General features: G+C 62.1%; 12 protein-coding genes and 1 riboswitch. Of the genes, 8 read left to right on the forward strand and 4 right to left on the reverse strand.

Going from position 1 to position 12,133, the window contains the following annotated elements:
* Positions 1-59 precede the first annotated feature (59 nt).
* The 4 genes from IVB05_RS11025 (at position 60) to IVB05_RS11040 (ending at position 5,236) form a co-directional block, all read left to right on the forward strand.
* Positions 60-839, forward strand: a complete 780-nt coding sequence (locus tag IVB05_RS11025) for a transporter substrate-binding domain-containing protein (RefSeq protein WP_247786656.1) — start codon at positions 60-62, stop codon at positions 837-839.
* A gap of 574 nt (positions 840-1,413) precedes the next feature.
* The gene (locus IVB05_RS11030; RefSeq protein ID WP_247784176.1) at positions 1,414-2,226 is read left to right on the forward strand and encodes a formate/nitrite transporter family protein; all 813 of its coding nucleotides are present in this window, start codon (positions 1,414-1,416) and stop codon (positions 2,224-2,226) included.
* A 62-nt stretch (positions 2,227-2,288) separates the two neighbouring features.
* On the forward strand, positions 2,289-4,028 hold the full coding sequence (locus tag IVB05_RS11035; RefSeq protein ID WP_247784177.1) for a bifunctional protein-serine/threonine kinase/phosphatase: 1,740 nt from the start codon (positions 2,289-2,291) through the stop codon (positions 4,026-4,028).
* 250 nt (positions 4,029-4,278) lie between these two features.
* Positions 4,279-4,358: riboswitch (ZMP/ZTP riboswitch) on the forward strand.
* A 14-nt stretch (positions 4,359-4,372) separates the two neighbouring features.
* Positions 4,373-5,236 (forward strand): tetrahydrofolate dehydrogenase/cyclohydrolase catalytic domain-containing protein, encoded by an 864-nt coding sequence (locus IVB05_RS11040; protein ID WP_247784178.1) that lies wholly within the window; start codon positions 4,373-4,375, stop codon positions 5,234-5,236.
* A 15-nt stretch (positions 5,237-5,251) separates the two neighbouring features.
* Here the strand turns inward: IVB05_RS11040 and IVB05_RS11045 are convergent, their stop codons facing one another.
* Complete coding sequence (locus tag IVB05_RS11045) at positions 5,252-6,046, reverse strand: substrate-binding domain-containing protein (protein ID WP_247784179.1); 795 nt, start codon at positions 6,044-6,046, stop codon at positions 5,252-5,254.
* A gap of 190 nt (positions 6,047-6,236) precedes the next feature.
* On the reverse strand, positions 6,237-7,460 hold the full coding sequence (gene phaZ / locus IVB05_RS11050; protein ID WP_247784180.1) for a polyhydroxyalkanoate depolymerase: 1,224 nt from the start codon (positions 7,458-7,460) through the stop codon (positions 6,237-6,239).
* A gap of 177 nt (positions 7,461-7,637) precedes the next feature.
* On the opposite strand from phaZ, the gene IVB05_RS11055 reads away from it, so the two are divergent.
* Entirely contained in the window at positions 7,638-8,291 is a 654-nt protein-coding gene (locus IVB05_RS11055) for a glutathione S-transferase family protein (RefSeq protein WP_247784181.1), read from the forward strand.
* Between the two features lie 305 nt (positions 8,292-8,596).
* Positions 8,597-9,031, forward strand: a complete 435-nt coding sequence (locus IVB05_RS11060) for a cupin domain-containing protein (protein WP_247784182.1) — start codon at positions 8,597-8,599, stop codon at positions 9,029-9,031.
* A 227-nt stretch (positions 9,032-9,258) separates the two neighbouring features.
* On the opposite strand, the gene IVB05_RS11065 is transcribed toward IVB05_RS11060, so the two are convergent.
* On the reverse strand, positions 9,259-9,492 hold the full coding sequence (locus tag IVB05_RS11065; protein ID WP_247784183.1) for a hypothetical protein: 234 nt from the start codon (positions 9,490-9,492) through the stop codon (positions 9,259-9,261).
* A 234-nt stretch (positions 9,493-9,726) separates the two neighbouring features.
* On the opposite strand from IVB05_RS11065, the gene IVB05_RS11070 reads away from it, so the two are divergent.
* The gene (locus IVB05_RS11070; protein ID WP_247786657.1) at positions 9,727-10,053 is read left to right on the forward strand and encodes a hypothetical protein; all 327 of its coding nucleotides are present in this window, start codon (positions 9,727-9,729) and stop codon (positions 10,051-10,053) included.
* Between the two features lie 10 nt (positions 10,054-10,063).
* Here the strand turns inward: IVB05_RS11070 and IVB05_RS11075 are convergent, their stop codons facing one another.
* Positions 10,064-11,170, reverse strand: a complete 1,107-nt coding sequence (locus tag IVB05_RS11075) for a mandelate racemase/muconate lactonizing enzyme family protein (protein ID WP_247784184.1) — start codon at positions 11,168-11,170, stop codon at positions 10,064-10,066.
* Between the two features lie 117 nt (positions 11,171-11,287).
* Between IVB05_RS11075 and IVB05_RS11080 the strand changes: the two genes are divergently transcribed.
* Positions 11,288-12,124 (forward strand): AraC family transcriptional regulator, encoded by an 837-nt coding sequence (locus tag IVB05_RS11080; RefSeq protein WP_247784185.1) that lies wholly within the window; start codon positions 11,288-11,290, stop codon positions 12,122-12,124.
* Positions 12,125-12,133: the final 9 nt, after the last annotated feature.

Below are 12,133 nucleotides of genomic sequence, written 5' to 3' on the forward strand. Positions count from 1 at the left end.
GCGACGCCAGCCGCCGGCTGGGGAAGGAGCGCCCAATGTTCAATCAACCCTCGCCGGGAATGGCCGGCCTCTTGCTGGGATTGACAATGATGATGACCGCGCCCGCTGCTGCCGATGCCTTGAAGGACGAGATCGCATCGACCGGCAAGCTGCGGGTTGCGATTGCGATCAGTCCGGCCGGTGGCGCGTTCTGGTCGACCAGGACCGAAACCGGCTATGCCGGCGTGCCGGTCGATCTCGGCAAGGCGATGGCGGAGCAACTTGGCGTTCCCGTCGAATATGTCGCGCACAACAATTCCGGGCAGATCGTCGATGCGGCGTCGAAGGGCACCTGGGACGTCACCTTCCTGCCGAAAGATCCGGAACGTGAGGGCAGAATGTCGTTCGGACCGATCTATGAGGTTGCGGACGCGACCTACATCGTCAAGCCGGGTTCACAGGTCACGAATTTCGCAACGCTCGATCAGCCCGGGATCAAGATCGCCGCGGTCAACAACACGACCACGATGCGCGGTGCCATCGCGCATCTGAAGAATGCCAAGGTCACGGGCTACCAGACCTACGACGAGATCTTCGGCCTGCTCAAAGCGGGCGAGATCGATGCGTTCGCGCTGTCGCGCGACCAGCTCAACGCTATGGCAAAACAGATCCCGGGCACCCGCGTGCTGGACGAAACCTTCAAGCAGACGGTGACGGCGGTCGCAGTGCCGCCCAATCGTCCGCTGTCGCTGGCGTTTACGGAGAAGTTTCTGACCGAGGCGATCTCCAATGGGACGCTGCGCAAGGCCTATGACAATAATGGCCTGAAGGATCGGCCGGTGCGGACGCAGACGAAATAATCGAGAGCTGTCTGACGACGTCATTCCGGGGCGCGCGTAGCGCGAACTTTGATGTGCAATTGCACATCATAGCTCGATGCTTCGCATCGCCCCGGAATGACGGGGCGGCGACCGGCGCGGGCATGCGCTAACATATGTGCAACTGCACAAATACAAGGCATCCGGTCCGTGCCTGACGCGCACAAACGGTGGCTTAAACCCGTAGAATCACGAGGTATTTCGAGCCAATACCCGGAAATCGGGGTTGGCACATCGATTGCTTAATTGCTTCTCAGTCAATGACGACTGCCGTCCTACGGACTGCCAAAGCCAGCGTTGGCGATGGCGCAGGGATCAAGCGACCTCACCGAGGCGCTTCGGAGCAGTCATCGGGACCATTTCCCACGAAAGCTTGTGCATCTCTGTTTCTGATCGAGCGTGACCGTGTCATCGGCCGTGCCGAGGCAGACCTCTTTGGTTCTGCCGAGGGCGGCATCCGGCACGCGCGCGAGGACGGCCTGGCTCACTTTACATCGGCGCGGCTGTGGTTGCCGGGGCTGGATTGAACCGCTTTTTGCGAACAAGGGGAACTGTAATGGCCTATCTCGTGCCTTCGGAATTCGTGACCAAGATGGTCGACGCCGGAGAATCCAAAATCTTCATGTCGACGCGCGACACGGTGATCCGCGCCTATATGGCGGGAGCCATTCTCGCGCTTGCCGCCGCCTTTGCGGTGACGGTCAACGTCTCGACCGGCGTTCCGATCGTCGGTGCGGCGCTGTTTCCGGTCGGCTTCTGCATGCTGTATTTGTTCGGCTTCGATCTCCTGACCGGCGTGTTCGTGCTTTGCCCGCTGGCCTTGATCGACAAGCGTCCGGGTGTGACGCTCGGCGGCGTGCTGCGCAACTGGACGCTGGTGTTCATCGGTAACTTTGCCGGCGCCTTCACGGTCGCCGTGATGATGGCGATCGTCTTCACCTTCGGTTTCACCTCGCCGCCCGACAAGGTCGGCCAGGTGATCGGAACGATCGGCGAGGGGCGCACCGTCGGTTACGCGGAGCATGGCTTTGGCGGCATGCTGACGCTGTTCGTTCGCGGCATGCTCTGCAACTGGATGGTTTCGGCCGGCGTCGTCGGTGCGATGATTTCGACGACCGTCAGCGGCAAGGTGATCGCGATGTGGATGCCGATCATGCTGTTCTTCTTCATGACCTTCGAGCATTCGATCGTGAACATGTTCCTGTTCCCGTCGGGTCTGCTGCTCGGCGGCAAGTTCACCGTCGTGGATTACCTGCTCTGGAACGAGATCCCGACGGTGGTCGGCAACCTCGTCGGCGGCCTCGCCTTCACCGGCCTGACGCTGTACGCCACGCACGTCAAGACCGCGCCGAAGCGCGCCGCAATCTGATCGGCGATTGACTCGAGCGGGCCTCGACCGTCTAGTCGAGGCCCTGCTCACGGGTCGTGAACATGCCGCGCGAACTGAAAATATCGGTTGGGCAACATTCTGACAAAGGTCGCAAGGAGACCAATCAGGATTTTCACGGCGTTCTGATTCCAGGCGAGCCGCTGCTGAGCCTCAAGGGCATCGCCATCGTGCTCGCGGACGGGATCAGCAGCAGCTCTGTCAGCCGGGTCGCCAGCGAATCGGCGGTCAAGGGATTTCTCACGGACTATTACTGCACGTCGGAATCCTGGTCGGTGCGGACTTCAGCGCAGCGCGTGCTGGAGGCGACCAATTCCTGGCTGCACTCCCAGACGCGACGCAGCCAGTATTCCTATGACAAGGACAAGGGATATGTCTGCACGCTGAGCGCCATGGTGCTCAAGTCGACCACCGGCCACATCTTTCATGTCGGCGACAGCCGGATCTACCGCGTCTCCGGCAATTCGCTCGAACAGTTGACCAACGACCACCGCGTCGTGATTTCATCCGAGCAGAGCTATCTCGGCCGCGCGCTGGGCGTGAACTCGCAGGTCGAAATCGATCATCAGACGTTCAGAATCGAGAAGGGCGACACCTTCGTGCTGGTCACCGACGGCATTTACGAGCATGTCGGCGAGCGCATCATTGCAAGGGCGATCAAGGACGGCGCTGCTGATCTGGATCTGGCCGCGAAGAACATCGTCGAAATGGCGTTCGATCTCGGCAGCAAGGACAATCTCACCGTCCAGATCGTCCGCGTCGATGATTTGCCTGATGGTGCCGCAAGCGAAGTGTTCGCGCAGCCGCATGAGCTGCCGCTGCCGCCGCTGCTGGAGGCGCGGGCGGTTTTCGACGGCTACCGGATCGTCCGGGAGCTGCACGGCTCCAGCCGCAGCCACATCTATCTCGCCGTCGATATCGAAACCGACGCGGTGGTCACCATCAAGATTCCGTCGATCGATCTGCGCGACGATCCGGCCTACCTGAAACGGTTCATGATGGAGGAGTGGGTGGCGCGGCGGATCGACAGCCCGCATGTGCTGAAACCCTGCCTGCTGCAGCGCAAGCGCAATTTCCTGTATGTCGCGACCGAATACATCGACGGGCAGACGCTGACGCAATGGATGATCGACAATCCAAAGCCCAACCTGGAAACCGTGCGCGGCATCGTCGAACAGATCGCCAAGGGGCTGCGCGCCTTCCACCGCAAGGAGATGCTGCACCAGGACATCCGGCCCGACAACATCATGATCGACGCCACGGGCACGGTGAAGATCATCGATTTCGGTTCGACCAGGATCACCGGCGTCATCGAGGCCGAGCCCTCCGGCAACCGCAACGACATTCTGGGTACGCAGCAATACACTGCACCGGAATACTTTCTCGGCGAGCCGGCCACGTCGCGCTCCGACTTGTTCTCGCTCGGCGTCATCACCTATCATATGCTGACGGGAAAACTGCCCTACGGTTCGCAGATCGCGAACGCACGAACGCGATCGCAGTTCAACAGGCTGGTCTACCGCCCGGCGTCGCATGGCGACCGCGAAGTGCCGCAATGGATCGACGGCACGCTCGAGAAGGCCGTGCATCCCAATCCCTACAAGCGCTATGACAGCTTCTCGGAATTCCTGTTCGACCTCCGTCATCCCAATGCGAACTATCTCTCGACATCATCGACGCCGCTGATCGAGCGCAATCCGCTGCTGTTCTGGAAAAGCACCACCGTCGTGCTGGCGCTGGCCGTGATCGTGCTGCTCGCCATGCAGCATGGGATGCATCGGTAGTTTCGTCATGCCCTGCGAAGGCGGGGCATCCAGTACTCCGTGTAGCGAGTTTGTTTTCATAATGCGCGCCGCGGCGTACTGGATCGCCCGGTCGAGCCGGGCGATGACAGCTAGCGTAGCCCGGATGAGCGAAGCGATATCCGGGTCGTTCCCCTTCGCTATCCCGCATCGCGCTTCGCTCATGCGAGCTACTTGCCAGGGCATTTTTTCCACCAGGCATTGCTTTCGCAGGCCCAAGCCACTATCACGCACTCCTCTGCGCGACTGGCGCTCGGATGGAGAACCATCGGGGAGCGCAGGGATGATCTGCCGCGCGCCTGGGCACCACACTCGACGGAGGTGCCATGACTGCGGAAATCATCGACGGGCATAAACACGCTCAAATCCTTCTCGACACTGTCGCGGGTGAGCTGGATCACCTGTCGCGCGCGCCGGGCCTGGCCGTGGTTCTGGTCGGCGACGACCCGGCCAGTCACATCTACGTCCGAAGCAAGATCAGGATGGCGCGGAAGCTGGGCTTGCGCGGCGAGACGAAAATCCTGCCGCACAGCGTCACCGAGGCCGAGCTGCTTTCCATCCTCGCGACGCTGAATGCGCAAGCCGACATTGACGGCATTCTCGTCCAGCTCCCATTGCCCGCACACATCGACACGTTGCGGATCATGGCCGCGGTCGATCCGGCCAAGGACGTCGATGGCCTGCATGCCCTGAATGCCGGCCGGCTGCTCCACGGTGCGGATAGCCTCGTTCCATGCACGCCGCTGGGGTGCCTGAGGCTCATCAAGTCGATCGTTTCCGATCTGACCGGATGCCATGCCGTCGTCATCGGCAGTTCCAATATTGTTGGCAAGCCGATGGCGGCACTGCTTCTGGAAGAGCGGGCGACCGTGACGCAGGCTCACATCCATACGCGCGACACCCAGTTCATCTGCCGTGGCGCGGACATCCTGGTCAGCGCGGTAGGCAAGCCCGGACTTGTGCGCGGAGACTGGATCAAGCCGCGCGCCATCGTCATCGACGTCGGCACCGCGCGCGTCGCGCGGCCGGAAGGCGGTTACGACGTGCGCGGCGATGTCGCCTTCGAGGAAGCGGTGCAGGTCGCCGGCGCCGTTACGCCTGTGCCAAAAGGAGTCGGTCCGATGACGATCGCCTGCCTGATGGCGAACACGGTGAAGGCCGCGAAAGCCCGGTCAGCGCGGCTTCATTAGCTGTTGGCCGGAGCCCTAGTTCGTCGCGCCCGCCGGAATCGGGTCCATGCCGCTCTTGACGATCTCGGCGCGCGCGGCGGGTGAGGCGAGGAACTTGATCAGCGCCTTGCCGGCGTCGGGTTCTTTCGAGACGCTGGCGATGCCTGCGGAGAATATTGTGATCTTCTGCAACTCATCCGGCAGCGGCCCGACGATATCTATGCCTTCCACCGGCTTCAATTCGCTCATCTGCTGGAAGCCGATCTCGGCGTCGCCGCGCGCGACGATTTCGCCGACGGGCGTTGCCGGGATTTTCCTTGCCTTGTCCTTCATTTCATCGGCAATGCCGAGCTTGCCGAACATCTCGGTGGAGACATAGACGCCGCTGGCGCTGTCGGAATAGGCCACGGTCTTCACGGCCAGCAGCGCGCGCTTGAGCGCATCGGGCGTAGAGATGTCGGGCTTTGGCGTGCCCGATTTCACGGCGACCGCGATCGGCGATTTGACGAGATCGACTTTGCTGTCGGCGATCGACTTTCCCTTCTTGGCGAGATCGTCGAGTGCATAGCCGACCATGATCAGGACATCCGCAGGCTCGCCGCGCTCCAGCCGCACGGGTATGGCGTTGGTCGTCGTGCCCATCGACGGCCCGTAGGCGGTCAGCACCTTGTGGCCGGTGCTGCGCTCGAATTCAGGCACCAGCGCCTTGTAGGCGGCCGTCAATCCGCCCGAGATCATCACCCGCACCTCGGCGGCGCTGGCCGTGACGGTCAGCAGGGATACGCTGAGAATGGCGAGCGCGAAGGCGCGGAAATTGATTGAAAGACGCATGATAGTTCCTCCCCGGACGACTCTTGAGCGGTCGGCCTTGGGCGGATGTTAGCGCGCGCAGGGTGAAGCGGCTAGAGCTGTCGCCCCGTCATTGCGAGCGCAGCGAAGCAATCCATCTCTCCGCGTATGTGGGGAGCCAATGGATTGCTTCGCTGCGCTCGCAATGACGGGGAGGAGTGGCGCGAACCCCTCACGAATTCACGTGCACGAAATCCCGCAGCAGCGGATAGATCTCGTTGTTCCAGCGCTTTCCCGAAAACACGCCGTAATGGCCGACGCCGGCCTGCATGTGGTGCACCTTGCGATAGGCGCGCACGCCGGTGCAGAGGTCCTGCGCCGCCAGCGTCTGGCCGATCGAACAGATGTCGTCCTTTTCGCCCTCGATCGTCATCAGGCCCATGCGCCTGATCGAGGCCGGGTTCACCGGCCGGCCGCGATGCATCAGCTTTCCCTGCGGCAACAGATGCTCCTGAAACACGTCGCGCACGGTCTCGATGTAAAACTCCGCCGGCAGGTCCATCACGGCGAAATATTCGTCGTAGAAGGTCTTGATGAGATCAGCCTTCTCCTTCTCGCCCTTCGCCAGATGATTGGCGAGGTCGATGTGCTGCTTGATGTGGCGCTCGAGATTCATCGAAACGAAGGCAGTGAGCTGCACGAAGCCCGGATAGACCTTGCGGAACGCGCCCTTGCATTGCACCGGCACGTAATTGATCAGGTTCTTTTCGAACCAGTTGATCGGCTTGCTCTTGGCGAATCCGTTGACCCTGGTCGGCTGGATCCGCGTGTCGATCGGCCCGGCCATCAGGGTCAGCGTCGCCGGACGCGCGGGATGATTGTCTTCCGACATGACGGCGGCGGCGGCCAGCGCCGAGACCGACGGCTGGCAGATCGCCACCATGTGCGCGCGCGGACCGATCTTGTCGAGGAAGGTGATCAAATGATCGGTGTAATCCTCGAGGCCGAAGCGGCCGGCATGAAGCGGAATGTCGCGCGGGTTATGCCAGTCGGTGATGTAGACGTCGTGGTCCTGCAGCAGCGTCTTCACGGTGCCGCGCAAAAGGGTGGCGAAATGGCCGGACATCGGCGCCACCAGCAACAGCCGCGGCTGCTCCGGGGCGTTCTCTTTCTTGAAATGCAGCAGCGACCCGAACGGGGTGGCGAAGGTGACTTCCTCGGTCACCTCCAGTTCCTGATTGCCGACCATTACCCGGTCGATGCCGTAGGCAGGCCGCGCGTAGGTGAGGGAGGAGCGCGAGATCAATTCGAGCGAAGCGGCGAGCCGGTTAAATAACCTGTCGGAGACGCCCTGCGGCACCAGATTGAGATATTTCAGCCCCGCCGCGGCCCCGGTCCGCCAGGGCGACGTCAGGTCCATGTGGTTCTGATAGGCTTGGTACATCATTGACATCATTCACGTCCGCCCCCGTCCAGCAATGCCATGCAATATCGACGCCAGAGCCGGCCCGGCCGCCTCTAAAACTGGCACGTGGCTTGCTGCTGGAATGCCTGACGCACAGGCATTGGGCGGGCGGCGCGGCTGGCTGCCCATGCCTGCGCGGAGGCGTTTTGGGGTTCGAGGGAAGGCCATATGGCGAAGACCACACTGACCATCTCCAGCAAGAATTACTCGTCCTGGTCGCTGCGCGGCTGGCTGCTGGCGAAATTCTCAGGACTGGAGTTCGAGGAGGTCGTCACTGCCCCCGACGATGCGTCGGCACGGGCGGAAATCCTGTTGCTGTCGTCGTCGATCCTGGTGCCGTGCCTGCGCCATGACGGCGCCACCATCTGGGATACGCTGGCGATCGCGGAATACCTCAACGAGGTCATGCCGGATGCCGGCCTGTTGCCGGCGGACCGCATCCAGCGCGCGCATTGCAGGTCGATCTGCGGCGAAATCCATTCGGGCTTCACCACGCTGCGCGCCTCGCTGCCGGTCAACCTGAAGGGCCATTTCCCGGGCTTCAAGATCTGGTCGCGCGCGCAGGCCGATATCGACCGGGTCTGCACCATCTGGCGCGAATGCCTTGCGGAATCGGGCGGCCCGTTCCTGTTCGGCGAGCGCACCATGGCGGATGCGATGTACGCGCCCGTGGTCACCCGCTTCATGACCTATGATGTGAAGCTCGAACCCGGCCTCGCGGCCTACGCCAGTACCATCATGGCGATGCCCGAGATGCAGGAATGGATCGAGGCCGCCAAGGCCGAGCCTGCCGACATCGAGGAGCTCGAGGTCGAATATTAGGCAGGCCGCGCGCGGCCCTGCCCGTTTGAAGGGCTCAAGCTTCGGGCAGGATAGCTCACGCCGCAGCCAGCTTCGGTTGGCGCGCGCCGGTCCCGCGGCCGTCGACTGAGCCTTGCTGAAGGCGGATTCCTGCTTCCCGACAAATGCTTCGACGCTTCGCCCAGTCCGCTCGCTGCATTGCAGCGCGACTGGCGTGGATTTCGCATAGCAACATGCAGCCGTGAACGCGACGATGCGACGCTGCCGAAAATTTGGACGCTCTTCGCCTGGTCGCGATCTCGCGAACAAAAACCGTGGAGGCTTCAATGAACCAGCAGGCCGTCGTCAGCAAATTCTCTCACGTCAAACCCGGCGATACCGAATTCAAGGGCGGAGGTCTGCGCGACTTCTTCCTGTATCGCGATCTCGGCATCGCCGACGCCACCGGCGGGCAGGTGATCTGCCATCTGGTCAAGGCCAACCCCGATCTGCCGCCCGAGGAAGGCACCGGCTGGCACAAGCATGAATGCGAATTCCAGATCGTGATCATGACCAAGGGCTGGGCGCGCTTCATGTACGAGGACAAGTCGACGCTCGTACAGGCCGGCGACGTCGTCCACCAACGGCCCGGCATCACGCATTACCTGTACGACTACTCGGAGGACATGGAGTATCTCGAGATCGTCAGCCCGGCCGATTTCAGGACTGTCGATGTGCCGCCGGCTGTCGACAAGGTGCCTCCGCCGACCCCGTGGAAGTGAGCGCCATGTCCATCCTCGGAGGAATTAACGCTTGTCCTCGGTCGCTGGCTGCGGCCGATTGCTGTCATGCTCTATGTTGTACGTCATCTGGGATGGCGGCCGACATCTAGCCGTGAACAAGGGAGTACGGCGCTAAATCAGTGATTCGGGCGCGGTTCGTTCCACCCGCGTTCCGAACATTAACATCCCGCGCGTTCCCGTCGCATTCTGGCACAATGCGCCGCTCGTCAGCCTCTGTCCGCGACGCTTTCAGGGCGGGCGCGCGGCAACCTCCAGCCGACCACCGTGGCCTCCACCATGCCGCCGGTCCTGTCATTGCGCCATTGGCCATCGATCCAGCGGCAGGCAAAGGGCAGTTGATAGGTTCCGCTGTGATCCTCGCAAAGAACTTCCACCGGTTGGTCCGTCGGCGGAGCCCCGTTCCCGTCGAACTGCGCCAGCCGCTTTTCACGCGTTGCCATACAATCAATCTCCACTGCCGCGGCCCGTTGAGGTTCGCGGCAAAATGCATCCACCGTTAACGGGGTGAAGCACAACGCCTGAATGAGGTATCAGTATGGTATCACAGGGGTCGGGAGCCTGCTTCGCGCAAATTGCCGTGATGGATGTTCCCCCATGCGCTAGAGGCTTTTGAAACGAGGATTTTGATGATTGCTCCGATGGCCAGGATCACCTTCGTCGCCTTCGCGCTGCTGATGGCGTCACTGCCGGCGACCGTTCACGCGCAGGACGTTCCCGGCATTGAGATCTGCACCGTCGAAAAGACGATGGAGCGGCGCACCTCTTGCCTGCAGAGCAATGTCGACTTCCTGCAGAAGACGATCAACAAGCTCACCACCGACCATCTGCAGAAGATCGATGCCGCCAACCGGCAGATCGAGGCGTTGAAGGGCGCGGTCATTGGCTTGCAGAAGGTCGTGAGCGACATGCAGGCGGAGCAGAAGAAGACCGCGGAGGACGCGAAGAAGCCAACGGCGCCGGCTGCGAAGGATGCGGCGCCGGCGAAGGACGGCACAAAGTAAGCGCCGGCGGTCACGACACGCGGTATTGCTCCATGACGGCCTTGTCCGGTTCATAGCCGATGCCGGGCCCTTGGGGCACTTCGACGTCGCCATTGGCATCGACGTCGATGCGGCCGCGCCACAGGCATGCGGCACGCTTCATGTAGAACACCTCGACGAAAGTGGCGTCGTCGCGCAGCGACATCAACTGCAGCGTCGCCAGCAAGCCCGGCCCGAAATACGGCGAATGCGGCGCGAGCCTGACGCCGAGTTCGTCGGCTAGCGCTGCGACCTTCAGATATTCAGTGATGCCGCCGACCTTGATGACGGAGGGTTGTGCATGGCTTACCGCGCCTGCACTCATCATCTGCCTGAACTGATGAACCGTGCAGGCGTTCTCGCCGGCCGCAATGTTGAGCCCGCCTTTGGTTCGTACCTCGGCGAGCGTTGCAAAATCCTCCGGTGGCCAGACCGGCTCCTCGATGAACATCGGCGCGGCGTCCTGGCAGGAATGCGCGAACGCGATCGCGGCCTCGCCATTCAGTGGACAGTTCATGTCGACCATCAACGGAATGCCGGGGCCGATCGCCTGCCGCGCGGCAAATACCGCAGGCGTTGTGGTCTCATGCAATTTTATAGCCTTATAGCCAAGCCGCAGCGCGGTCTCGCATTCGCTTGTGATCAATTCGGGTTTGCCGATCCGCAGCAGGCTGGCATAGGCGGGAATCCGCGTGCGTTTGGCTTCGCCGAGCAAGCGATGCAGCGGCACGCCCTTCGCTTTGGCGGCAAGGTCCCACAGGGCGATATCGAGCGCCGATATCGCGAACATGGTGATGCCGTAGCGACCGAACAGATGCAGGTTGCGCTGGATCTGTTCCATGAAGGCGGGAATGCCGGCCGCGTCGGGAACCTCGAGGCCCTGCGCCTGCGGCGCGATCATTTCCTCGATGGCGGTGCAGGTGGTTCGTGGGCTGACATATGAAAAGGCATCGCCCCAGCCGGTGGTGCCAGCGTCGGTGGAGACCTCGACCATGACGATCTCCAGCGCGGATATGGCGGAAGCGCCTTGCTTGAAACTCGCAACCCCGGCGTCATAGGGGATGCGGATGTGGTGCGCCCGAACGTTGGTGATCAGCATGGTTCCCCTCCAATCGCGTCTGATACTGTCAGCGGCAGGAACGGAGAGCAAGGACTGTCAAATGACGCGCGTAGCATCAGAGCATAATGCGGACGCTTCGCATGAAAGCTGTGAGCCATGAATCCAGCCCAGAAAGCGCTCTGGTACATCGAAAGTCATCTCGCCGAACCGCTGACGCTCGACGACGTCGCCGGCGTTGCCGGTGTCTCGCGCTTCCATCTGGTGCGGGCGTTTGCCGCCGCCACCGGGTTTTCGGTGATGCGCTATGTGCGTGCCCGCCGGCTCAGCAAGGCCGCACAGGCGCTCGCTGGCGGGGCGCCTGATATCCTCAGCCTCGCGCTGGATGCGGACTACAGCTCTCACGAAGCGTTCACCCGCGCGTTCCGCGACCATTTCGGCGTCACGCCCGAGGCGGTCCGCGCCGCAACGTGCCTCGATCGTCTCAAGCTTCAGGAGCCCATCGTCATGGATTCAACCCTGCTCGAAAATCTCAAGCCCCCGCGCTTCGAAACCAGCAAGCCATTGCTCATCGCCGGCATCAGCGAGCGTTGCACGCATGAAAACGGCGGCGCCGGTATTCCGAACCAGTGGCAGCAGTTTCACCAGAAAGTCGACGGCATTCCCGCGCGGATCGGCAAGGTCGCCTATGGCGTCTGCTGCAACGGCGACGATGCCGGCAATTTCGACTACATCGCCGGCGTCGAGGTCGCCGACTTCTCCGACCTGCCGCGCGAATTCGCGCGCGTGCGGATTCCCGAACAGAAATATGCGGTGTTCACCCACGCCGAGCACATCTCGACCATCCGCCGCACCGTCAACACGATCTGGAATCACTGGCTGCCGATTTCAGGCATGAAGGCGGCCGACGCGCCGAGCTTCGAGCGCTACGACGAGAATTTCGATCCGGCCACCGGCAACGGCGGGCTGGAGATCTGGATTCCGGTGCGGGAATAGGCAGTGCGT

The sequence above is a fragment of the Bradyrhizobium sp. 170 genome (assembly GCF_023101085.1).
Lineage (GTDB): Bacteria > Pseudomonadota > Alphaproteobacteria > Rhizobiales > Xanthobacteraceae > Bradyrhizobium.

Coding starts and splice junctions, on each gene's coding strand:
- IVB05_RS11025 (WP_247786656.1), top strand. CDS start 60: ATGGCCGGCCTCTTGCTGGGATTGACAATGATGATGACCGCGCCCGCT.
- IVB05_RS11030 (WP_247784176.1), top strand. CDS start 1,414: ATGGCCTATCTCGTGCCTTCGGAATTCGTGACCAAGATGGTCGACGCC.
- IVB05_RS11035 (WP_247784177.1), top strand. CDS start 2,289: ATGCCGCGCGAACTGAAAATATCGGTTGGGCAACATTCTGACAAAGGT.
- IVB05_RS11040 (WP_247784178.1), top strand. CDS start 4,373: ATGACTGCGGAAATCATCGACGGGCATAAACACGCTCAAATCCTTCTC.
- IVB05_RS11045 (WP_247784179.1), bottom strand. CDS start 6,046: ATGCGTCTTTCAATCAATTTCCGCGCCTTCGCGCTCGCCATTCTCAGC.
- phaZ (WP_247784180.1), bottom strand. CDS start 7,460: ATGATGTCAATGATGTACCAAGCCTATCAGAACCACATGGACCTGACG.
- IVB05_RS11055 (WP_247784181.1), top strand. CDS start 7,638: ATGGCGAAGACCACACTGACCATCTCCAGCAAGAATTACTCGTCCTGG.
- IVB05_RS11060 (WP_247784182.1), top strand. CDS start 8,597: ATGAACCAGCAGGCCGTCGTCAGCAAATTCTCTCACGTCAAACCCGGC.
- IVB05_RS11065 (WP_247784183.1), bottom strand. CDS start 9,492: ATGGCAACGCGTGAAAAGCGGCTGGCGCAGTTCGACGGGAACGGGGCT.
- IVB05_RS11070 (WP_247786657.1), top strand. CDS start 9,727: ATGGCGTCACTGCCGGCGACCGTTCACGCGCAGGACGTTCCCGGCATT.
- IVB05_RS11075 (WP_247784184.1), bottom strand. CDS start 11,170: ATGCTGATCACCAACGTTCGGGCGCACCACATCCGCATCCCCTATGAC.
- IVB05_RS11080 (WP_247784185.1), top strand. CDS start 11,288: ATGAATCCAGCCCAGAAAGCGCTCTGGTACATCGAAAGTCATCTCGCC.